Raw genomic sequence first — 23,080 nt, 5'->3', positions numbered from 1 at the left:
TCCTTTTCAGGGTTGGTTTGTCGTTTTTCTAAACGAGCCCTTTATTAATGCTCTGCAACAGGTTCTTCAGCGATAGGCTGCGTCTCTGGTGCAACTTGTTTTTTATGGCCGTAAAGGTATAAAGAATGGTTATGAATTTCAATACCAAATATCTCTTCTATTGTTTTTTTGATAGATTGTATTCTTGGATCGCAAAACTCTATAACTTCTCCAGTATCGGTCATAATAATATGATCATGCTGCTTATCAAAATATGATTTCTCATAGTGGCTCTGGTTTTGTCCAAACTGGTGCCTTCTTACAAGCCCGCAATCTAAAAGCAGCTCTATCGTATTGTACAGTGTAGCACGGCTCACACGATAGTTTTTATTCTTCATTTTTATATAAAGAGATTCAATGTCAAAATGTTCCGTGGCATCATAAATTTCCTGAAGTATAGCGTATCGTTCAGGAGTTTTCCTGTGGCCTTTGTCTTCTAAGAACTTCGTAAAAACATTTTTTACAATGTCCTGGTTTTTATTATTTTCCATGGTTTTTGTATCGATGGTGCAAAGATAATCTAAATTTCGTTAAGTGAAAGCAATAACCTTAATTGTTATTTATCCTCGTCACTTTATCTATGCCCTCAATTTTTTTAATGTTATCTATTAGTTTTTTAAGAATGGTGTTGTTCTGTACCACCACTGTCACCTGCCCGTTAAAGATACCTGCATTACCGCTAAGGGAGATGCTTTGTATGTTAACATGCATATTGTTCGATATTACTTTGGTCAGTTCGTTCGTAAGGCCAAGTATGTCCATTCCTGTAATTTTAAGCGTAGCCTTGAATTCCTCCTGTGATGAGTCTATCCATTTGGCTGGCATAATACGGTAGGCATAATTGCTCTGGAGCCTTATAGCATTAGGGCAATCCCTTTTATGAACTTTTATACCTTCGTTTATGGTAATGAAACCAAACACATCATCTCCCGGAATTGGGTTACAGCAGTTTGATAGCTTATAATCCAGTTTGTCTTCATTTTTGCCGAATACAAGCAGGTCATAATTACGACTGATCTCTTCTTTATGTATCTGCTCCTGAGGTACGTTTGGTGTACGCTTCATCTTGTTCTTAAAGAAGTTCATGAACGTATTGCTCTTCAGGGCAGCATAATCTTTTAGCTGCTGGTTGTCAATAGTCCCAACTCCTACACGATAGAAAAGGTCAAGGCTGGTTTTTAGCTTAAAGTAATTTACCAGTTCGTTAACAACGGCTTCGCTAAGTGTAATTTTCAGATGGCGAAGCTTGCGGGTAAGCAGTTCCTTACCGTCATCGGCAATTTTCTTGGTGCTCTCGTTAAGCACATTCTTTATTTTGTTCTTTGCACGTGCTGTAGTTACATAATCAAGCCAATGCGGGTTAGGCTTTTGGTTTTGAGAAGTAATGATCTCTACCTGGTCGCCACTGTTCAGTACGTGGTTTAGCGGAACCAACTTTCCATTTACCCTTGTTCCTCTTGTTTTTACACCTATTTCAGAGTGAATGCTAAAAGCAAAATCCAACGATGTAGCACCTTTTGGTAACGATTTTATTTCGCCTTTTGGTGTAAATACATATATTTCTTTGGCGTACAGATTCAGCTTAAAATCTTCTACAAAGTCAACCGCATTGCCAGACGAATTTTCCAGAGCCTCTTTAAGCAGGTTTAGCCAGGTTTCAAGGCCATGCTCTTCGGTATTGCCGCCCTGTTTGTATTTATAGTGTGCTGCATAGCCTTTTTCGGCCACCTCGTCCATACGTTCACTGCGCACCTGCACTTCTACCCAACGGCCTTTTGGCCCCATAACGGTAATATGCAGTGCCTCATATCCGGTCGATTTTGGCGACGATATCCAGTCTCTCAGCCTGCTTGGGCTCGGGCGGTAATGATCGGTTACTATAGAGTATATTTTCCAGGCAACGAATTTTTCATCATGCTGGTCTGATTTATAGATAATACGTAAGGCAAATTTATCATACACCTCATCAAAAGTTACCCCCTGGGCAAGCATTTTCCTGCGGATGGAGTAAATAGACTTCGGCCTTCCTTTCATAGTGTACTCAATGCCTTCACTATCCAGTGATGCCTTAAGTACATCAGATATCGATTTGATGTAATCATCCTGCTCTTCCTTGGTTTCCTTCATTTTGCTCACAATGTCGTTGTACACTGCGGGCTCAGTGTATTTAAGGCCAAGATCTTCAAGTTGGGATTTAATGTTATAAAGCCCAAGACGGTGTGCCAGCGGAGCATAGATGTATAAGGTTTCCGAAGCGATCTTTGCCTGCTTGTAATCTGCCATAGACTCCATCGTCTGCATGTTGTGCAGCCTGTCGGCAATCTTGATCAGGATAACTCTCACATCGTCGTTTAGCGTAAGCAGCATCTTGCGGAAGTTTTCTGCCTGCATCGATATTTCCTGGTCAGTCTTTACCTGAGCTATTTTGGTAAGGCCATCTACAATCTGCGCAACCTTTGGGTTGAACATTTTTTCAATATCGGCTACAGTAATATCAGTATCTTCGACAACATCATGCAGCAGGGCAGAGGCAATAGACGTCGCCCCCAGTCCAATTTCCGAAGCTACAATTTTAGCCACGGCAATAGGGTGGAAGATATAGGCTTCGCCCGATTTTCTTCGCTGATCCTTATGGGCATCCACAGCAACATCAAAAGCTTTTCGTATTAGCTTTTTATCATCCTCGGTAAGGGTCTGGTAGCTGATTCGGAGTAACTCCTTGTATTCTTTGGCAATAGCCTTGTTTTCCTGTTCGGTATCGATTTCTATCATAGTCATGTAGCAATAGGCTTAAAATTAGTGATAATTTTTATCAAAAACAAAAGCAGCTATCGAATTATTCTATTGTTCTATAATTATAGCGATAAGATGTTATCGGCAGTATTTGCTAAGGAGCTTGTTTTCAAAGCCTGTCTTTTTGGCCAGCCAAAAAGCCGCTTTGGCAAACGGACTGAAAATATAGAAGTAAGTGTTCTTAAGATGGGTATCGCCCCAATTGAGCAGTGTCGCCCCATAGAGCGGATTTTTAGGGATCATGCCTTTTGTGGTCTTTCCATCATTTACCAGGCCAAAAAGCCCTTTAATGAAATTTTCAAATCCCGGCTGGCCGCTTCGCAGCATTATCCTGAAGATTATAGGTTCGCTGCCGTCATTAAAAAAACGGTGTTCAATACCAATCGGTACCAGCCGGCTCTCTCCTGGTTCCAGATATAAAATGTCCTTATTATACAAGAGTCCGAGGCGGCCTTCAACAGCTATAAACTCTTCGGTAAAGAGGGTATGGTAATGGGGTGGGTTTCCGCCGCCCGGCATCAGGCTTACTTCAAGAAGCGAATATTCTCCAAGAGTATCGGCTGACGATTTAAGTATTTTGGTATACTCACCGTTGAGAGGATTGTAATATGTTTTGGAATCAGTCATTTAGCATTGCGAAAAATACTCGATAGAAATAAGCTTACCGTTTTTTAACGTAAACCGCCACAAGTTGTCGTCAAGAGGTGTTCCTGAATCAAGAAGGAATGATTCATAGTGACTATCCTTTTCAATAACAGCCTCCGGGAAGAGTATTCTCAAATCGTTTAGCGTTGTGGTACTGTCGAATTTTTGGCCCTTATAACTAAAGAAAAAAGCACTTTTATCAGAGAATGTAATTTTCATGAAATTCATTACACCATTATCCAGTTCATACTGGAGGTTTTTGTAATGGTAGTATTGAAAATTACTGTCTTCATCAGATCCACAAATTTCGGTATAATCGGGAGTGATGATTTTGTCGGCTTTTTTATAAACCTTTTCAAATTCAGGCTTTAATATCGTCAGTTCCATTTTGCCGTTAATTCGGGCATCATCCCAGTTTAATGTAGTACTTTGTTGGGCATTTGCCGAAAATGTAATGAGCGTAAATAAAAAAATAATCAGTTTCATGTCGTCAGTTTTTTTGCAAAAATAAAGACATCTTAATTTAAGATACTATTATTATGGCTAAAACTAGCTGTAGCGACCGTAGTAGTGCTTAATGTTGCCTGAAAATCAAGGAAATCCTTCTTATACATAAAAAGGCTATTATTAATTACCCCATTATAATGATTCATGCTTCCAAACATAAGACTTAGCGCTCCTTCATTATACTGTTCTCCTGTAAAATATACCAGATTTTCTGAGGTATATCGTGTAAATATATCAAGACATTCTTCTGTAATGATTTCATTTATCTTTTTGTTTTCCAAAAGCTCTTTTATAACGATCCTAAACTCTTCTTCTTTTCTGTAAACCTTTTTCATCCCCAATTCTATTTTATCAAAAGAGCATGTTTGTTGCGTAAAAGAAGTGATGTCATACATAGTTTTGAGTATTTCTGCTTTTTTCTCAAAATCACTTTCAAAACTCTGATACTGATTGAATTTGTTAATGTATAGATCTAATTGGCCATTTTTTTTAGCCATATTGTAATAGTGAGTAACTATTTTTTTGTTGTTTTCTTCTATGTTTTGGTTTATTTCTATAAGCTGTTCTTCTACATTACCTGCAAGATTTGCCGCATCTGAAGCTTTATATCGGATATTGCTGTAGTCAAAAGATTTTACTTTAAAAGTACCGGAGGCTATCTGATTAAGTGTTTCAAAATCGTTCTTGTAACCTATGCTTTGATATACCAGGTCTACCGATTTGTCATTAAATAATTCTTCTTCTGAGAATGTTGAATCAGTCAGATCGTCAAAATTGATCTTGCCTAACATCTGGTCGTCAAAATAGTTGTTGTATTTTTTATGGAAAGAAGATTTATTGATCGTTTCCTGAAATTCAGGTTGAAATTCGTTTATCGTATGAGGTAGTATAATGCCTGCATAATTTACCTCAGAAAAAAGCTTTGCAGTAACTGTTTTTTGGGTTTCTTGGTTATTTTTAAATAGGGTAGTAGCAATATTTGTATCCGTATTTTTGATAGGTATATTTAGCGATTCCAATCTGTTAATGCGGTCTTTATCACTTGGGTGAGACGACCATTGATCTCCAAAACTAAGTTTCGATTTGTTGAATCTTGTTTTAGAGTCAAGCGTAGCTTGTGGAAGGCCATTTACTGTAGGCAATTTGAATTCATTTGCCCAATGGATCATAACGTGGCTCATTTGAGGGAATATGTTATCAGGCTTTTTGTTATCAGCTATTTTTTGGCCATAAAATTCAAGAGTGTGGTTGTATGCATGTCCTGCAAGGTCGAGTCTTACCAAAGATGTAGCCAGTGCCTGTGAACCCGCAACGTTTGCGGCAACTTCATCGGCATGAAATTCCATTTCGCGCGAAAGCGCAAGGTAATTGATATTCACTACCTCATAAACTTTTCTCAGTACCCATTGTATACCATCTATGATCCTGATACCAATAAGGGCAGCAAAAGAAAAATAGCTACTTATATTGGCCCATTTACTTATAATTGTATCATAAGAAGCATTATCATACAGCATATTATGCAATATGTAGTTTACATTGTAAACGTAGCTTCCTACTTTCATGCTGCGTTGTGAGAAATGTCCGAATTCATGGGCAACAATACCTTTAAATTCGTCTACAGTTACACTGTTCATAAGCCCTACACCCAGGTGAAGGTTCTTTTTTACAGGTAGGAACATACTCCAGAAACTGGAATCATAAAATACAGATGCATTAACCTCTGATGATATGTATATTTTTTTAGGGAAGTCAGTGCCTGTCTCATCTACAATCTCTTTAATAAAGGCAAACAATTGTGGTTCGTCCTGCTGTTTTATTTCAATCAGTTGAGAGCGGTCAGTCTTATTTTTAGAGAATACAAATTTCACCATGAAAAATAATATAAGCAATCCTATGCTGATACAGCCTAATCCCAGCATTAGAGTAGCAAATGATGGTCTCAAAGCAATTAGCATAACACCTCCATAACCACAGGCGATAGTCAGGCCAACCGCGAGAACTACTAAGGATATATAAGTAAATATAAATAAGACGATAGAAAGGATGGCCTTTTGTGCACTTCGTTTAAATTCTTTAGAGATGCCGATGGTTTTCATAATTGGTTATAGTAGGTTTAAAATTGGTGTCGCAAACCTACAAATTATTTAAACATAATTGTACGAATATGTCTGTTTTAGGTCTTCGGTTACTATGCTTTGTTATACCTTGTAAATAATGTGCTTTTCGAAACTTTATTAGTTATATTTGGGTGAAAATACTTTATACCATACCCCGGAAACAGATGCGTCTTATTCTAAAATATAACAGGATATTTTTCCTGGTGCTTTTTTTTACTTTGTTGTCGGTTGCAGCTTCGGCGCAAACTATGGCACAATGCGACTCGCTTCTTAAAGAAGGGCAGAAGGCAACACGTGAAAAAAACTATGTAAAGTCACTTGAGGTTTTAGCTTCGGCACGTTCTATTGCCGAAAAGAACCGATGGAACAAACAGTTGTTCTATTCCATCAACTATACAGGGCACAACTACATTGCCATGATGGACTATGGCGAGGCGCTTAACTATTGCCTTGAAGCTTATAATCTTTCGGTAAAAGAGCTGGGTCCGGAATATGAAATGATAGCCCTTAATAATATAGCGATATTGTATACTGCAGACAAAAATTATACAAAGGCAAGGGAGTATTATAAAAAGGTGTACGATGCCGCCAAAAGTGAAAAATTTAAAAGCCTGGGCATCTATCTGATAAATCTGGCTAATGTCGAAAATATACTTGATAATCCGGGACGTGCGAGGGTTTATATTGCTGAGGCTATGCCTAATCTAGAGAAGCATTGGCCAAGGTCGGTAGTTGTGGCCGACATGATACTTGCCGAAGCTAATCTGTTAGAAGGGAAAACCGGAATTGCAAGACAGGAGGCGCAGGAATTGCTTAAAAACACCAAGGATGTTGCTTACAACGATATTGGTATTCCATTGAAAGAAATTATTGTAAAGAGCTATTTTAAGGAAGGCAGCTATAGCCTTGCCGCACAAGATGCCTTGGAGATACTGAATAGAAAACCTGATCTGGAAACTAAAAAGAGGACTTTTGAGCTCTTGTCTGAAATATATAGCAACAGCGGAGATTATCGCAGTGCGGTAAAGTTTAAAGACTCTGTGCTGACAGTTACCGATGCGCTTAATGAGGTAAAGAACGGAAGGCTGTTTGAGAACAGCAGGGTAAAATTTGAAATGCAGGATTATAAGAATCAGCTTGCCCTGAAAGACGAAAAGGAAGCAATTACCCGTAAAATAATCTATTCGCTGCTTGCGCTTTTTATTGCGGCACTAACTGCAACGGTATTTATCCTGAGACAAAAGAAATTTATAGCAGAGCGCAATCAGCGCATTACATCTCTTGAGCTTGAGAAAGAGAAGAACGATAATCTTTTACTGGAAAAACAATTCAGGGAAAAAGAAACCCATGCGCTTTTAGAACAGGAACGCCTGAAGAATGAGATTGAGACCCGCAACAGGAAACTATCAGCCAAGGCACTTTACTTATCCGACAGGAATCAGCTGATAGAAGATATTCTTGTTTCCCTTTCTAAAAAGACTAAGCTGTCTAAAGATGCTTCATTGGCAAACCAGATAAGTACGCTTAAAAGCCAGCTCAGGATCGATGATGAATGGGACGATTTTATTACCCATTTTGAAGAGCTCAACCAGGGATTCCTTACCCGTCTCAAAGCATTGCACCCAAGCCTTACTGCAAACGATATTCGCTTTATAGCTTATGTCTATATGAATCTTACCGTAAAGGAAATTTCTTCGATTTTAAACATTACAATAGAGGCATGCAGAAAGCGAAAAGACCGGATTGTACTGAAAATGGAATTACTAGAAAATGTAAGTCTATATGATTATCTATCAGTGTTGTAGATAGTGGGTGTCTCACTTTTTCGACCATTTGTCCTACTGTTTCCAAACCGATTGTTATGCGCATTTTAAATAATGCGTAAATTTTTTGTTAATGTTGTGCTCAGTTAGTTTCCGGGCAAAAAATTACTGTAGCCTTTTAGAGGGACATGTTTAATTTTTTCGGGTAGCTAACCATCCTTTACTGCATAAACATAAACTACATAAACTAATTATTAACAATCAAAAAAAGGAAATGGTATGAAAAAAAACTTACTTTTTTTATTCTTTCTTCTACTCTCTATCAGCGGCAGTGCGCAGCTTGCAGAAGAAAGCTTTGAAAGCTGGACTCCCGGACAGGGACCTGCCAACTGGAAAATTCTACAGAACGCTATCGGACCCAATGTACAATGGGCACAATCAGTAGCGGGCAATGTTTTTACACCGCCTTATACAGGACAACACGCAGCTTATCTTAACCTGCATAATGTAAGTACAGGCATACCTGAAGACTATTTGGTAACCCCAGAGTTTAACGCGCCGGTAAACGGTCGTATCAATTTTTATTCAAGACTTACCCTGGAGTATGATCAGGGCTCTGTTTATAAGGTCAAGATACTTCCTGCGGGTGCCGATGCCGACGATATAAATAATTATGTAGAGCTGCAATCGTGGACTGAACTTGAAATCAATCCTGCACAATCTGAATATACAAAAATTACGGTATTGATACCACAGATTTATGAAAATACCAATGTACGTGTAGCTTTTGTAATGGCTGCCGATAACGGTGACCGCTGGCTTATAGATGATGTAGAGGTTGTCGCGGAATGTCTTATGGCTGAAAATCTTGTGGCAGATGCAGTAACGCAGACATCTGCTGCGATTACCTGGGATCACCCAAATGGCGCTACACAGTTTATGGTAGAGCTGGTTGATGATGCCGGATCGCCTACAGGTGTTGGTACCCCCTATAATGGTACCCAGCCTTATGTGCTTAACAACCTGACACCGGGTGTTGAATATAGATTTTATGTAAGAGCAATTTGTGCCGATGGCGGTAAGAGTGACTGGGCGAGTCCGGTAAGATTCATGACAAAAAAACCGGGCGACGATTGCCAGAATCCGAAGGTTATTACTTCACTTCCTTACACAAATACAGACGATACGATATTTTATTTCGATAACATCAATGGTGCAGCCGGAGGGTGTGGTATTCCTGTATCTCAGAAATTCCTTAACGGAAACGATATCTTTTATGCTTACACAGCTACGCAAACGGGTGCTATAAGCATCAATCTGACCGGTCTTACCGAAACGTATGCAGGGATATTTGTCTATGCATCATGTGCAGATATTGGCGTATCGTGTTATGCGGGTGCGGTAAACGACCATACATCACCGACACCGGATATCAACATACCTGTTATCAACGTGACAGCAGGACAAACATATTATATAGTTATCTCGACCTGGTTTGCACAATCAACAGGATTCAAACTGAATATACAGCAGGAATCATGTGACAGGCCTACAGGAGTTATAGCTTCAATGCCTACATATAACGGAATTACTTTAAAATGGACATCTTCGCTCTCGTCATGGGAGTATGTTGTTCAACAGGTTGGAACCGGACTGCCAATGGGAGCAGGTCAGGCCATAACTAATAACCCAATCACGCTTACATCACTTGATCCAAGTTCGCAGTATGAATTTTATGTTCGTGCTAACTGTGGTAACGGTACATTCAGCAGCTGGGCAGGGCCACTGGTATTCAATACCCAGTGTACTACATTCCCGGTACCTTATTTTGAAGGTTTCAATTCAGGATCTGAGTCTCAGTTTTGTTGGACGGTAGCTGATAATAATAACGATGGTGTCGTTTGGGATATGGACTTTACATATTCAGCATTTGAAGGCGACCAGTCGGCTAAATTTGATGTAGGTACTACATCAGATAATGATGATATGCTAATATCTCCTGCGATACAGCTTACCGGTAACGAAAGGCTTAAGTTTCATTACAAGAGCCAGCAATACGGTGCAGGAACATTTAAGGTTATGGCATCGGTTACCGGAACCGCTCCCCAGGACTTTACCATAGAGGTAATGCCTTTAACCACTGTAGCAGTTGATAATTTTACCGAAAAGATAATTAACCTTACCAGCCTTCCGGCCGGCCCGGTACACTTTGCATGGTATGTTCCTGCAGGTCTAAACGGTGGGTATGAAATGATGATCGACAATGTGATTGTAGAAACAATGCCTGCTTGTGCCCAGCCTACAGATATTGCATCTGATAACGTCTCAGACAGCTCGGCACACCTATCATGGACGGCAGGTAATAACGAAACAGCATGGGAAATCCTTGTCGGTACGCCACAACAAATAGGTACTCCGGGTAATGATACTGTTGGTATTCCTTGTACAACTACAGAATATAATGCAGCAGGATTAATTCCTAATGATACACAAACTGCATTTGTAAGATCTGTATGTGGACCTGCAGGCAAAAGCGCATGGACAGGCCCATACTTCTTTACTACTAAATGTACTGCATTGCCGGTTCCTTTTCACGAAGGATTTAATAGTGATTCAACGACCGAAGCCTGCTGGAGGGTCGTTAACGGCAACGGCGACTGGGCTGAATGGGCTTTGAGCGAGATGCCTGCATTTGAAGGAGATGAGGCTGCCAGTATATATACAGGAAATGCAGCAAACAATGACTGGCTTATTTCTCCGGCATTGATACTTACCGGTAACGAAAGGCTTAAATTTCATTACAGGGTAGCAAACGGAGGTGATGGCGCAGGTTTCAGGGTTATGCTTTCTACTGCAAGTGCAGATCTTGATGACTTTACTACGGTACTTGTGCCGGAAACTACATACAATAACGAAGACTATCGGGTGATAGTTGTCTCATTGGCAGCTTATACAGGGCCTGTTTACTTAGCATGGCAGGTACCGCCTACATCGCAATTCGGTTCGGATTTACTGATTGATAATGTAATTGTAGAACCTATGCCGGCTTGTCCTGAACCATTATATGTTGAAGTAAGTGATATTACACCAACATCTGCTCAGGTAACCTGGACACCGGGTAACACCGAAACGGAATGGGAACTATTCGTTAACCTTGATGGCGAACCTGCACCAACTACAGGAATAACGGTAACAGCATTGCCTTATACGCTTACAGCATTGCCTGATGGTACACCGCTTACTTCTGGTACGCACTATCAAGTCGCAGTAAAAGCAATTTGCAACAGTACTGAGTCTAGTGCTATGTCTGACAAAATTGAATTTACCACACTTATAACTAACGACGAATGTGCTACAGCGATAACTGTTCCGGTAAATGCAGGTGCAGCATGTGTGGTGTCTGTTTCGGGTACGCTAACGGGCGCTACAACATCAACACCGCAGGATAGCCCTTGTGGCGAATGGGTAAGTGTAAATGAAGACGTATGGTTTGAATTTACAGCAACAGCAGCCACGCATACGGTAACATTTTTTGATATGCCTGCCGGATCCTCTCCATTTATGTATATAATCTATAAGGGTGATGATTGCGATAACCTTGAAGAAGTTAGTTTTTGTAACTCAGCTTCGGCTGAATATACTTCTACGCAGCTGCTTGAAGGTTTGGCTCCGGGAGCAAAATATAAGATTAGAGCGTTCAATACAGGTAACGACCCTGTAACAACTACGTTCAAAGTTTGTGTAAAAGTACCTGTCACCCCAATAGCAGTTAGTACCACACAATATACGGTTGAACAGCTGGTGAACGACGTGCTTTTTGAAGGCAGCTGTGCCCAGATAAGTAATATTACATGGTCTACGGGAACTAATTATCCTGATCCGGACAATGTATTTGGCGATAACCCTAACGGAATTGCTTATTTTAACAAAAACGATTCAGGATTTCCGTTTGATGAAGGTATTGTCATGACTACAGGAGATGTTACTAAGGTTCCGGGCCCTGATTACAGAGCCATGGAACAAGGGTCAGCCGTATGGCCAGGAGATACCGATATAGATGCAGTTATGGAAGGTTTCCTTGGTGCGCCACCATTCCAGCCATCTACTAATGCTTCGGTAATAGAGTTTGATTTCGTACCATCGATGCCTACATTCAGCCTTGACTTTATGTTCGCATCGGAAGAATATGGTGATTATATACAGTGCTACAGCTATGATACGTTTGCGATTCTGTTAACTGACGCTAACGGTAATACACAGAATATTGCTGTAATACCGGGAACACAAATTCCAATTTCTGTATTTAACATCAGTGGGGCAGGATATACTTTTGAATGTCCGGGTTATAACCTGCCCTGGTTTGGCCAATACAATGTTTTCGGTAACCAGGATTATTCGCAGACATCTTTTGCGGGGCAAACAGTCGTAATGACAGCTACTGCCAACGTATTGGTTAACCAGCCCTACCATATTAAGATTGCAATTGCCGAGACGGATAATAATCTTGATTCGGGAGTATTTATTAAAGCCGGGGTAGAAGTAGGAGCAGGTACTGTAGATCTTGGTGCTGATTTACTTGTAGCCACTAACACAGCGCTTTGTATCGGACAGACTGCAACGATAGAATCCGGGTTAGATGATGCAACATTTGATTTTGTATGGAAACGCAACGGTACTGTTATCCCTAATGAAACAGCTGCCACACTTGTGGTAAATCAGCCGGGAGAATATGCTGTTACAGCAAATGTTACGGGCTATAACTGCCTTAGGGAAGATAGTGTAATAGTAGAGTTCTACCCTTCGGTAGAGGATATTACAGGCAGTCCACAGGATAGTATTATATGTGATGCAGATGGTTTTGCCGAGTTTGACATAGCATCGAATACAGCATTGATATTAGATGGATTAAATGCAGCCGATTATACAGTGACCTACCACGCAAGTGCAGAAGCTGCGGCCGATAATACAGCTGCACTTACGAGTCCATACACTAATACAGTTCAGTTTGAGCAGGTTATTTATGCAAGGATCGCTGCTAATGCAACCCCTTGTTATGCTGTAAGAACATTTACAATAAGAGCACAGGATCTAACGCCTCAGTTTACGATAGAAGGTGATTTTATTGCCTGCCGTGCAGAAGATGTCACTCTGACTGTTAAACCGGTTAATTTTGAAATTGGAGATGCAACATTTACATGGATAGTAAACGGAAACACGCTTGATGAAGACGAAAAAAGCATACAGGCTACGGTTTTTGATACTTATAGTGTGACGGTTACAATTCAGAATTGTTCACATACCGAGAGTGTAAAAGTGGAAGCTGACGATAGCGTTATCGAAATTGGATTTATGGAAAACTGTGAAAACAATATCTACACACTTGAAGCGATTGATGTGGATGGATCTTTTGATATTGACGCTGTTTCTTATGCATGGACAGGTCCTAAAGAATTTGAATCGACAGAACGCAAGTTTACACCACCAACGGTTGGGGTGTACAAAGTAATTGTAACTACAGCTGAAGGCTGTACCGGTGAGGGAGAATTCACTGTAGAAGAAACGACTTGTGAAATACCAAAAGGTATATCGCCAAATAACGATGGCTTTAACGATGAGTTTGATCTTTCAATGCTTACCGTGAAAAAGCTTATTCTTTATAACCGTTACGGACAGGAAGTATATTCTAAATCTAATTACACTAAAGAATGGAAAGGCCAGGATTCAAACGGAAAAGAGCTGCCTACAGGTACTTATTTCTATATGCTGGAACTTGCTCAGGGAGAGAGTAAAACAGGTTGGGTATATATAAACAGGCAGGATTAATATTTTATGATAGCAATTAGGTTAATTTTTAAGGCCGCTCATTTGAGCGGCCTTTTTTATATCGTCAGTTTAATAGATATCTGTATTTTTTACCTACTGGTTTTACTGGAAAATTTATGCTGGAGCTATAAAAATATGTGTTTTATATCGTCAGTTTTTAGAAGCCTCTTTGTCTTTTAGCTTCAAAAATAAGGATGGCAGCAGCAACAGATACATTCATTGAATCGATCTCTCCCTGCATGGGTATAATAATGTTCTTTGTAGATGCATCCCTCCATTCCTGTGTGAGCCCTGTGGCTTCGGTACCTACAACAAGTGCGGTAGGTGTGGTGTAATCCTGTGTGTGGTATTGCGTCGAATCCTGTAGTGTGGCACAGTAAATGCTTATGTTCTTAGATTTAAGGAAAGCAATCACCTCGTCAGTAGTTCCGGTAGCGATCTGGTTGGTAAACAGGCAGCCTACACTTGAACGTACTACATTAGGGTTAAACATGTCGCTTTTTGGATTGGCAACAATAACAGCATCAAGATTGGCTGCATCGGCCGTGCGGAGCAATGCACCAAGGTTGCCCGGCTTCTCGGGTGCTTCGGCAACGAGCACTAACGGATTGTCTCCCAGTTTCAGGTCAGATAGCTCCAGGCTTTTACTTTTTGCAATAGCAATAATGCCTTCGGTAGTGTCCCGATAGGCTAGTTTTTGATACACTTCACGGCTTATCTCAATCATCTCCACATGCCTGCCTGCAAGTGTCGCAACAACACCGTCGGTAAGCATCTCAGGAAGAAACAGCACGGTCTCTATGTCATAGCCGCCCTTGCGTGCCAGCTGTATCTCACGCTGGCCTTCAATAAGGAATGTACCACTCTGGCGTCGTGCCTTGGCTTTTTCCTGTAGCTGTACCAATGATTTTATGAATGGATTCTGTGCGCTTGTAATTTGTTTCATCAGGTATAATTTCGGTAACAAAGTTACATAACAGTTATCACTTAGAAAATTTTAAGCGGAGTTGCTGCTTAATTTCTATAAAACTTCTGTGGTTAAGGGGTAGTTCGAGCAATACATGCGCCAGGCTTAAGGCATAAAGCCATTTTAGGCCAAGCATGTAATTCATGCTGTAAAGCACTACTGAGGCAATCCATATCAGCACGATGATCACTAGATTTATCCTTCTGGTATTATGCCATTGTATGACAGATGTTTTTGAGAACCAGTTCAGGTAGTGATAGGTATAGGCAAAAGCTATAAAGCGCATTACCTTAATACCGGTGCCTGAAAAGAAGATAGCCATGTCTTTTTCATTAAGGCCGGTAGGTGCCCAGATACCAATTTTGGCATTATCGGCCTGCATAAAGCTGAAAAAACGTAGTAAAACATCATTTATAGGCTTAAAGACACTATACATGTTGTAGGTTCCTTCGGTAATATGGGTGAGCCCTGTGCGGGGTGATACTAACAATGTTATGGCTGCGCAGCCGATAAATACAACTGTAGATACAACGCCTAATTTGCTTTTCGCCTTCAATGAACCCAGGATGATAAACGCGCCCGTAAATATAAACACGTGTATTATAGAAGGCAGCATTAAAAAAAACAGCATCCTGAAATTATCATTGAAAAAGTAAAATAGTATACTTCCTACTGCTAAGGCTATGACGGTAAAAAGAGCTTTTTTTGCGTAGTTACTGTAACATACCATGCTAAATGCTGCAGCTAAAGCAAAAAAGTACATAAGCGGCAGGTAGTATTTTAAATCCGTAGGGAGAAAAACGACAAACGAGATCACCACCGTTAATACCACCATCAGGAGGTAATCATACTTTTGGGTAGTAAAATAGCTTTTTTTATGAAGCCAGTTTATCTCTGTGAGGTAATGCAGCGGACCCAAAAAGGCATAAACAAAAAGAAAAAGCTCAAAAGGCAATAACATGGCCGGAATCAATGCGAGAAACATTAACCCGATATTAACTGCGTCTATGGTTGAGGTTTTACTTATCATGTGCTACTGTTATAAAATTCCCCTCGCTTTTATTTCAAGGTATTTATTAATACTTTCTATAGTAAGGTTTTCCGGTTTTGTAAGTACAGAGTGTATGCCGTATTTCTTTAGTTCATTTACGATCAGCCTTTTCTCAAAGGCAAGTTTTTCGGCAATTACCTGGTCATATACCTCTTGGATGTTTTTAGACTTACTGTGTATAAGCTGTTCCAGCTCTACGTTTTCAAAAAACACGACAACAAGCATGTGACTGTGGGCGATACCTTTAAGATAGGGTAACTGGCGTTTCAGTCCATCTACTGTTTCAAAATTGGTGTACAGTAGTATAAGGCTCCTTTGGGTAATGTTCTTCTTAATATCCGCATACAACCTGCCAAAGTCACTCTCAAAAAAGTTAGTGGTAACATTATACAGGTTTTCCAATATACGCTGCATTTGCGAAGAGCGCCTTTCGGCAGCAATTCGGTTCTCTACTTTTTTAGAGAAGGTAAACATGCCCGCTTTGTCTTGCTTTTTCAGGATAATGTTAGACAGTACCAGTGTAGAGTTTATGGCATAATCAAGAAGGCTCAGGCCATTAAAAGGCATTTTCATTACTCGCCCCTTATCAATAACCATATAAACGCTTTGCGAACGCTCATCCTGAAACTGGTTTACCATCAGCTGGTTTTTCTTGGCAGTAGCTTTCCAGTTTATCGTGCGAATATCGTCTCCTGATACATATTCCTTTATTTGCTCGAATTCCATGGTATGGCCTATGCGGCGTATCTTTTTCAGCCCATACTGAAACAGCCTGTTAGAAAATGCCATCAGGTCATACTTTTTCAGCTGCATGAAAGAAGGGTAGGTAGGTACCATTTCGCCTTCGTCAAATATAAATCTTCGGGATACTAGGTGTAGCGGTGAAGAAACATATACATTCAGTTTGCCAAAGTGATATTCACCACGGCTCACGGGACGAAGAGCATATTCAAAGCTATCGGTTCCGCCGGACGCTATTTTACGTTTCAGCTCAAAATTCCGCACCTGGAACTGAAAAGGGATTTCATCAATTACTTTTATATCTACAGGGAAAGAATACCCGCTTTCCATTTTAATGATAACAGGGTTATCATCGCCATTAGAAAATTTTTCAGGCGTATTTCTCGAGGCCTTAAACCTTTGATTGGTCGCAAAAAGCAGCAGGAAATCTATTACCGTGAAGCCTATTACCACATACAGCAACAATATGGTAGCAGTAAGCAATGCCGGAAAAAAGTACGACAATATAAAGCACACCACGACACCAATCAGTACGTAGAAAAAGAAATTGTTAAGGTATATTTTAGTAAGCCATTTCATTAACGGGGAATTTCTACAGTGTCTATTATCTGTTTAATTATCTGTTCGCTGGTAAGGCCTTCCATTTCACGTTCAGGAGAAACCATGACACGGTGCTGCAATACAGGAATAGCAGAATCTTTAATATCTTCCGGGGTAACAAAATCCCTGCCTCTAAGCGCAGCATACCCTTTTGAGGCATTAAGTATCGCTATCGAAGCACGAGGAGATGCCCCAAGGAATAAGAATGCATTTTCGCGGGTATTAGTCACGATTTTCGCAATGTACTCCAGCAATTGCAGTTCTATTGTTATCTGTTTTACGATAGCCTGGTATTTGATGATGTCAGCCTGAGACAATACCTGCTTGATGTTGTCCAGTTTTTGCTTGTCTTTCAGGGCATTTTCCCTTTCCAGTATGGCTATCTCTTCGTTAAGGTTAGGGTAATCGATATTTATCTTGAAAAGAAAACGGTCCAGCTGAGCCTCCGGCAGACGGTAGGTACCTTCCTGCTCGATCGGGTTTTGTGTCGCAATAACAAGGAAAGGAGCTTCCATGGTATAAGTGGTACCTTCAACGGTTATCTGGCGCTCTTCCATTACCTCAAACAGAGCGGCCTGGGTTTTTGCTGGAGCCCTGTTGATCTCGTCAATAAGTACGAAATTAGAGAATATAGGCCCTTTTTTGAAATTGAATACCGATTTAGATAAGTCAAATACCGAAGTCCCCAAAATGTCTGAAGGCATAAGGTCCGGTGTAAACTGGATTCTGCTGAAATGCAGCGATAATGTTTTAGATAACAATTTGGCCGTAATAGTTTTTGCAACACCCGGTACACCTTCTAAAAGCACATGCCCATTAGATAGAATAGCAACAAGCAACTGGTCTATCATTTTGTGCTGCCCTACAATAACCGAATTGATTTCGGTTTTAATGGCAGCAATTCCTGCCTGCAGTTCAGAAAGGTTAAGCCTGGACTGAAAGCTGATGTCTTCGCTTTCGGTAACGGGAGTGTTTTGAGGCGTATCCATTTCACCCATATTCAGGGTTTCATTAGTGTCTTTTTCCAGATTCAGGCCATCGTTATTTATAGTATCCATAGTTTAGTTTTCTAAAGATTCGGTTATTATCTTAAATTTTCTATTGCTTTATTTATTGCCAGTACATCAGCTTCGGTACTCCTAAACTCATGCCTGTGTTTTTTTATCAAACTTACTGCTTTTTGTATGTCTTCAACAGGTTTTCCTGTCTTTAAGTGAAGTTTTTCAACAAAATCATTATCCAGAGAATAGGTGTCTATAAGGTACACTGTCCTTACATGTTCAAGGAAATAGATTATTTTTTTCTCAATGATCGTGTGATGATCACCTTCCTGATGGTACAGGTTTCCTATGGTTTTTGCAAAGTCTACAGTAGTATTTTTTAATGGGGCTATTTCGGGTATTATGCGCTGTCTTCTTTTGGCATTAAAGAAAATAAACACTAAAAAGGCAATAATGGCCACCCAGAACCCCCATCTCAGGGCTGGCTGCGAAAGGATGTACCTGAAGATGCTGTCATTATATTCCTGACCCTGCTCATATTTTTTAGAATACCAGAATACTTTGCCTTTCGGGATGTAAGAAAGCACATCTTCGGCATACAGGTAATGATCGGCTTTAAGCATGTGAAAGTTACTGAATGCAGCGGGTTGTGTGTGCAGCAAGAAACGGCCATAACCGTAGGGCACTTCGATAAAGTCGGGTTTTTTGTCTTTTCCTCTGCCCTGATAGCCAAGTATCTTTACATTGTCGGTATCTAAAGAGTCAAAATAAGTTTCTCCTGTGCCTCCTTTAAAAAGATAGCTTTTAGAAGGCTCTTTTTCACTCAGTGACAAGTGTAAGGAGTCTTTAAGCGAAAATACGGTACCCACTTTTACTTTAAGGCTATCCATCACGACCTCAGGAAAAGTCTTCATGCTAAGAAAAACGGTATTGCCATGATCGGCAAAATACAGCAGCTCCTTTGCAGACTCACTGTCTATCTGGTTTTGGTTGTTGATGTTTATAAAACTTCCTTTAGACGTGTATGTCTTCTTTTTGTAGTCATACAAGCTTTCAAAAAACTCATAAGGGGTAGTTTTTAGTTTCTCAAGCGTATCTCCTTTAAAGATTTCAGGAGCCTCTTTATCAAAAACATAAAGACCTAACGGAATCTTGTCATTGGTAGCATAGGTTGGTTTCCAGTCTATTGGCTTTGGAGCCAGTACTTCGGCTATTATTATGATCAATACTATAACAACCAGAATTACGATATAAATTGTCGACTTTTTTTTCATCTTATAACGTATTTAAGGTTTTCTGGAAAGTCTTTTCTGCTTTGGCAAATGCCTTTTCGTCAAGCGGAAAATCGCCATACCAGCTATAGTCATACACATAGGTGAGGTACTCAAAATCTTTTTTAAGATCCGGGTTCTTTATTTCATAGAGATAGTCGCTGTTAGTCTTGTCCCAGTGCCAGTCGATAATTTCGCGATCTGACATTCTTTTCAGTAGCCATAAGAAGTAGTAACGCACGGCAAGCCTGTAATTTCCGGCTTGTTTTGTTTCTGCAGTAAGTTTTCTGAAATCCATCTGATGTATATCTTCTTCAGTACTATCCTGCGCAGCGATCTTTTTGCGTGAACGCCCAAATATCCACATGCCTTCCTTATTCAGGATGGCACGAACAATCATGTAAATTAAAAAAAGAATTATAAGTACAGCCAGGATACGTTTCACAACCAGTCCGGCTGTGCTTTCTTCTTTCCTGTTAGAAGAGAAAAGCCAGTTAAGGAATTCCCTTACTGCTTCCCAAAAGCGGTCCCATAGTGTTTTTGCTTGAGGTTTCTTTTCATATACAAACTCTTCGTCTTTATATTTTTCCTTAAAGTCTTTAGCTAGTTTTCGCTCTTTATATACAGGTGCTCCATACTGTATAACAGGGACAATGGTGTCCTCAGCAGGTGTACCGGCAAGCGAATCCAGGTATTCAGTAGTGTCCTGTTCATCCTGGGCATGAACATATAAAGGGCTGCCGGATAGCAGTAGGTATAGTAATAGTTTATTCACAGTCAGTTTTTTCATTATTCCTATTCCGGTTATTGCATTGCTGCCATTTTGTTCATCTTCTTATTCACCCTGAAAGGGTAGATAAGAAAGTAATAGGATATGAGCGATAAGGTAAAAAATATAATGAAAAGGTTCAGTACCCTGGGCATATCTGGCGAATAACGTGTTACAAACCCTTCAAGCATCCCGGCGGCAAATGTAAAAGGCATGGTAGCCAATACTATTTTCAGTCCGTTTTTAAAGCCTGTCTTAAGCGATGCCATCCTTGAGTAGGTTTTAGGGAAAAGTATACTGGCGCCTAATATAAAGCCCGCAGCAGCTTCTATAACGATCGCAAAAATTTCCATTGCGCCATGTATCCATATTCCGCGAACGCTTTCCCAAAAAACGCCCTGCTCATAAAAGAAATACTGAAATGAGCCCAGCATTACACAGTTAAAGAAAAGAATAGCCAGTGTTCCGAAACCGGCAAATACTCCAAATATGTAAGATTTGATGCCTACATACAGGTTGTTTGCAGTAATGCCCACGGCGCTGCCCCAGTTACTGCCGCTTTTGTATACTGCGACAGGATTGCCTTTCTCAATATTTTCGAGGGTCATGTTTACATAATCATCACCAAGGATAAGGCGTACAAAAGTAGCGTCGTTAGCTGCAGAGATCGCTCCTATGGCTGTAAAGAGAAAGAAGAGTATAAAAGCATATAAAACATAGCGCCTGTATTCATAAACGATAAGAGGTACCTCAGTCTTAAAGAAGTATACAAGCCTATTGCTTTCTTCGCGCCTGGTCTTATAAATTTTTTGATAGATAAGCGATGCGAGGTGGTTTAAATATACAACCGTCTTGCTTTTAGGGTAATAAGTCTGTGCGAATGACAAGTCGTTAACTAAATGTATGTACAGGCTTGCCAGTTCATCAGGATTTTTTTTAGCTTTACCGAAAATAGCCTGTTCAAATTCAAGCCATTTTTCTTTATTTTGTTTTATAAATGCAACTTCTCTCATACAGCGCTAAAATATAAAATATGTCAGAATTATCCATAACGACTACACAAAATGTGAACATTAATTTCACTGCGGCCCATGTTGGTAATCGTATATCAGCCCATATAATTGACAATTTGATAAAAGGGGCCTATGCTCTTTTATTTACTTATCTGGTTTTAGAACTTATGGGACTTGAAAATTACATGGCAAATCTGGATCAATGGGAGGCAGGCACCATATATCTGATCGCTTACCTGCCGGTGATTTTTTATACGTTGCTGTTCGAGAGCCTGTTTGAAGGACAGACACCGGGTAAAAAGCTGCTGAAGATTAAGGTTATCAAGATCGATGGCTACCAGGCATCATTTGGTGATTATCTTATGCGATGGCTAATGCGCCTGGTTGATATATTAATTGGTGGAGGACTGATAGGTATCATAGCTATGGCCAATAATAAAAAAAGACAGCGCCTGGGTGATATGGCAGCGGGAACGGCTGTTATTTTGCTTAAGAATGATATTAGTATAGATCACACGATTCTTAAAGAAGTACGTGATAATTATGTTCCTGTTTATCCGCTGGTGATTAAGCTTAGTGACAATGATGTTCGTATTATCAAGGAAACATTTGAAGCAAGCGTTAAAAATGCTGACTACGCCATGATAGATAAGCTACAGGCCAAAATAGAAAGTGTTACAGGTATTAAATCGGTCTCCTATAACTCAATGGCTTTTGTAGATTCTGTACTTCACGATTATAATTACTATACCCAGAAAATGTAATGTTTGATATTCTTGATATTCTAGGTACTATGGCATTTGCCATATCAGGTGCACTAACGGCTATTAATAAAAGAATGGACCCTTTCGGAGTGTTTGTCATTGCCTTTGTAACGGCGGTTGGCGGCGGTACCCTGCGCGATGTGCTGATAGGCAATACACCTGTTGGCTGGATGAAAAACCTTGATTATGTATATGTAATAATTGCAGGCTTTTTCATCACACTTATATTCAGGAGAAAACTTGACAAACTAAGAGTGTCGCTTTTTCTGTTTGATACCATAGGGTTGGGAGTATTTACACTCATCGGTCTTGAAAAGGGGATAGATACAGGACTGCATCCGGTAATATGCATAGCGTTGGGAACCATGACAGCTTGTTTTGGCGGCGTTCTCCGGGATATACTTTGCAACGAGATACCTGTAATATTCAGGAAAGAGATCTATGCTACAATATGCATTATTGGAGGATGCTTTTTCTTCCTCTTCCGTAAGTTGAATGTGCCACAGGATATACTTTACCTTGCCGTATCGGGTATTATTATAGCTATCAGGCTTTTGGCGGTAAATTATAAATGGTCGCTGCCGCCTCTTGATAGAGGTTGATAATATAGTTTATAAATTTGGTTTTGGAATAATTGAACCAATTTCATAAAGCTGATTTAAAAGTACTGTGAAAAGCTTATAAATTGATTTGAGTCTATCTATATCCTTTATTCTTCCCTCTACAAAAAAGGAAAGCTCTAATTCCTTATCTGGTAATTTGTCTTCCCAAATACCTTTTTGATTTGAGATTTCAAGATTTATTTTAGGCTGTTCTTCAATCCACCTTCTAATTTCATTATTTTTTAGTAATGCATTTACTTGTGAAGGATTATTGCTTTTAATTACAAAATTTTGATCAAAAATAACATCACCAATCTCAATATCTTGTCCTCCAAATAATTTAACTATCGAACTTATAATGCTTTTTCGGGCAATTTTAAATTTAAAACCATCAATAGTGATATATGGAGCTGTCACTCTTGTGTAAGTTTGTTGTACATCGCTATTAGCTACAGTTCTGTATTCAGTATAATTGTCAAATGTAATTTTCCAGTTATTATAAGTTATTTCAGTTTTATCGGAATGCCAATAATGCTGTTCAATATAGTTTCCATTTATTTGGCTTGCAAATGATTTCCAAATACTATCTTCTTCGCTCATTAATCATTAAA

Annotated in this window: 17 protein-coding genes; 4 read left to right on the top strand and 13 right to left on the bottom strand. The window is 39.8% G+C overall.

Annotated elements, in window-relative coordinates:
• Positions 1 to 44: 44 nt before the first annotated feature.
• From ACX0HA_RS10985 to ACX0HA_RS10965, 5 genes are all read right to left on the bottom strand, one after another.
• Positions 45 to 530, bottom strand: coding sequence for a Fur family transcriptional regulator (locus ACX0HA_RS10985; protein WP_458845330.1), 486 nt, complete (start codon positions 528 to 530; stop codon positions 45 to 47).
• A gap of 58 nt (positions 531 to 588) precedes the next feature.
• Complete coding sequence (locus ACX0HA_RS10980; protein WP_458845389.1) at positions 589 to 2,811, bottom strand: RelA/SpoT family protein; 2,223 nt, start codon at positions 2,809 to 2,811, stop codon at positions 589 to 591.
• Between the two features lie 99 nt (positions 2,812 to 2,910).
• A complete protein-coding gene (locus ACX0HA_RS10975) occupies positions 2,911 to 3,459 on the bottom strand; it encodes a cupin domain-containing protein (protein ID WP_458845329.1) in 549 nt (182 codons plus the stop codon).
• A complete protein-coding gene (locus ACX0HA_RS10970; RefSeq protein WP_458845328.1) occupies positions 3,460 to 3,963 on the bottom strand; it encodes a hypothetical protein in 504 nt (167 codons plus the stop codon).
• A gap of 32 nt (positions 3,964 to 3,995) precedes the next feature.
• Positions 3,996 to 6,083, bottom strand: a complete 2,088-nt coding sequence (locus tag ACX0HA_RS10965; protein ID WP_458845327.1) for a M48 family metalloprotease — start codon at positions 6,081 to 6,083, stop codon at positions 3,996 to 3,998.
• A 185-nt stretch (positions 6,084 to 6,268) separates the two neighbouring features.
• Here ACX0HA_RS10965 and ACX0HA_RS10960 point away from each other — a divergent pair, with 185 nt between their 5' ends.
• Positions 6,269 to 7,909 carry a tetratricopeptide repeat protein gene (locus tag ACX0HA_RS10960; protein WP_458845326.1) on the top strand — a complete coding sequence of 547 codons (1,641 nt, stop codon included), beginning with the start codon at positions 6,269 to 6,271 and terminating at the stop codon, positions 7,907 to 7,909.
• Between the two features lie 237 nt (positions 7,910 to 8,146).
• On the top strand, positions 8,147 to 13,690 hold the full coding sequence (locus ACX0HA_RS10955) for a choice-of-anchor J domain-containing protein (protein WP_458845325.1): 5,544 nt from the start codon (positions 8,147 to 8,149) through the stop codon (positions 13,688 to 13,690).
• 157 nt (positions 13,691 to 13,847) lie between these two features.
• Here the strand turns inward: ACX0HA_RS10955 and ACX0HA_RS10950 are convergent, their stop codons facing one another.
• From ACX0HA_RS10950 to ACX0HA_RS10920, 7 genes are all read right to left on the bottom strand, one after another.
• Positions 13,848 to 14,636 carry a TrmH family RNA methyltransferase gene (locus ACX0HA_RS10950; RefSeq protein WP_458845324.1) on the bottom strand — a complete coding sequence of 263 codons (789 nt, stop codon included), beginning with the start codon at positions 14,634 to 14,636 and terminating at the stop codon, positions 13,848 to 13,850.
• A 37-nt stretch (positions 14,637 to 14,673) separates the two neighbouring features.
• A complete protein-coding gene (locus ACX0HA_RS10945; protein ID WP_458845323.1) occupies positions 14,674 to 15,687 on the bottom strand; it encodes a hypothetical protein in 1,014 nt (337 codons plus the stop codon).
• Between the two features lie 9 nt (positions 15,688 to 15,696).
• Complete coding sequence (locus ACX0HA_RS10940) at positions 15,697 to 17,028, bottom strand: DUF58 domain-containing protein (protein WP_458845322.1); 1,332 nt, start codon at positions 17,026 to 17,028, stop codon at positions 15,697 to 15,699.
• Positions 17,028 to 18,038: an AAA family ATPase gene (locus ACX0HA_RS10935; protein WP_458845388.1), complete on the bottom strand. Its 1,011-nt coding sequence runs from the start codon at positions 18,036 to 18,038 to the stop codon at positions 17,028 to 17,030. The genes ACX0HA_RS10940 and ACX0HA_RS10935 overlap by 1 nt, the downstream gene beginning before the upstream one ends.
• Positions 18,039 to 18,133: 95 nt before the next feature.
• Positions 18,134 to 19,324, bottom strand: a complete 1,191-nt coding sequence (locus ACX0HA_RS10930; RefSeq protein ID WP_458845321.1) for a DUF4350 domain-containing protein — start codon at positions 19,322 to 19,324, stop codon at positions 18,134 to 18,136.
• A 1-nt stretch (position 19,325) separates the two neighbouring features.
• Positions 19,326 to 20,111: a DUF4129 domain-containing protein gene (locus tag ACX0HA_RS10925; protein WP_458845320.1), complete on the bottom strand. Its 786-nt coding sequence runs from the start codon at positions 20,109 to 20,111 to the stop codon at positions 19,326 to 19,328.
• Positions 20,112 to 20,125: 14 nt separating this feature from the next.
• A complete protein-coding gene (locus tag ACX0HA_RS10920) occupies positions 20,126 to 21,103 on the bottom strand; it encodes a stage II sporulation protein M (protein ID WP_458845319.1) in 978 nt (325 codons plus the stop codon).
• A gap of 20 nt (positions 21,104 to 21,123) precedes the next feature.
• Between ACX0HA_RS10920 and ACX0HA_RS10915 the strand changes: the two genes are divergently transcribed.
• Positions 21,124 to 21,867 (top strand): RDD family protein, encoded by a 744-nt coding sequence (locus ACX0HA_RS10915; protein WP_458845318.1) that lies wholly within the window; start codon positions 21,124 to 21,126, stop codon positions 21,865 to 21,867.
• Positions 21,867 to 22,469 carry a trimeric intracellular cation channel family protein gene (locus ACX0HA_RS10910; RefSeq protein WP_458845317.1) on the top strand — a complete coding sequence of 201 codons (603 nt, stop codon included), beginning with the start codon at positions 21,867 to 21,869 and terminating at the stop codon, positions 22,467 to 22,469. Before ACX0HA_RS10915 ends, ACX0HA_RS10910 begins: the two co-directional genes overlap by 1 nt.
• A 9-nt stretch (positions 22,470 to 22,478) precedes the next feature.
• Here ACX0HA_RS10910 and ACX0HA_RS10905 read toward each other — a convergent pair whose 3' ends face one another.
• Positions 22,479 to 23,069, bottom strand: coding sequence for a hypothetical protein (locus ACX0HA_RS10905; RefSeq protein ID WP_458845316.1), 591 nt, complete (start codon positions 23,067 to 23,069; stop codon positions 22,479 to 22,481).
• Between the last annotated feature and the right edge of the window lie 11 nt (positions 23,070 to 23,080).

Source organism: Flavobacterium hauense, from assembly GCF_054457175.1.
The sequence above is the reverse complement of the archived record's forward strand: the minus strand, read 5'-3'. Positions and strand labels throughout refer to the sequence as shown.

Coding starts and splice junctions, on each gene's coding strand:
- ACX0HA_RS10985 (WP_458845330.1), bottom strand. CDS start 530: ATGGAAAATAATAAAAACCAGGACATTGTAAAAAATGTTTTTACGAAG.
- ACX0HA_RS10980 (WP_458845389.1), bottom strand. CDS start 2,811: ATGATAGAAATCGATACCGAACAGGAAAACAAGGCTATTGCCAAAGAA.
- ACX0HA_RS10975 (WP_458845329.1), bottom strand. CDS start 3,459: ATGACTGATTCCAAAACATATTACAATCCTCTCAACGGTGAGTATACC.
- ACX0HA_RS10970 (WP_458845328.1), bottom strand. CDS start 3,963: ATGAAACTGATTATTTTTTTATTTACGCTCATTACATTTTCGGCAAAT.
- ACX0HA_RS10965 (WP_458845327.1), bottom strand. CDS start 6,083: ATGAAAACCATCGGCATCTCTAAAGAATTTAAACGAAGTGCACAAAAG.
- ACX0HA_RS10960 (WP_458845326.1), top strand. CDS start 6,269: ATGCGTCTTATTCTAAAATATAACAGGATATTTTTCCTGGTGCTTTTT.
- ACX0HA_RS10955 (WP_458845325.1), top strand. CDS start 8,147: ATGAAAAAAAACTTACTTTTTTTATTCTTTCTTCTACTCTCTATCAGC.
- ACX0HA_RS10950 (WP_458845324.1), bottom strand. CDS start 14,636: ATGAAACAAATTACAAGCGCACAGAATCCATTCATAAAATCATTGGTA.
- ACX0HA_RS10945 (WP_458845323.1), bottom strand. CDS start 15,687: ATGATAAGTAAAACCTCAACCATAGACGCAGTTAATATCGGGTTAATG.
- ACX0HA_RS10940 (WP_458845322.1), bottom strand. CDS start 17,028: ATGAAATGGCTTACTAAAATATACCTTAACAATTTCTTTTTCTACGTA.
- ACX0HA_RS10935 (WP_458845388.1), bottom strand. CDS start 18,038: ATGGATACGCCTCAAAACACTCCCGTTACCGAAAGCGAAGACATCAGC.
- ACX0HA_RS10930 (WP_458845321.1), bottom strand. CDS start 19,324: ATGAAAAAAAAGTCGACAATTTATATCGTAATTCTGGTTGTTATAGTA.
- ACX0HA_RS10925 (WP_458845320.1), bottom strand. CDS start 20,111: ATGAAAAAACTGACTGTGAATAAACTATTACTATACCTACTGCTATCC.
- ACX0HA_RS10920 (WP_458845319.1), bottom strand. CDS start 21,103: ATGAGAGAAGTTGCATTTATAAAACAAAATAAAGAAAAATGGCTTGAA.
- ACX0HA_RS10915 (WP_458845318.1), top strand. CDS start 21,124: ATGTCAGAATTATCCATAACGACTACACAAAATGTGAACATTAATTTC.
- ACX0HA_RS10910 (WP_458845317.1), top strand. CDS start 21,867: ATGTTTGATATTCTTGATATTCTAGGTACTATGGCATTTGCCATATCA.
- ACX0HA_RS10905 (WP_458845316.1), bottom strand. CDS start 23,069: ATGAGCGAAGAAGATAGTATTTGGAAATCATTTGCAAGCCAAATAAAT.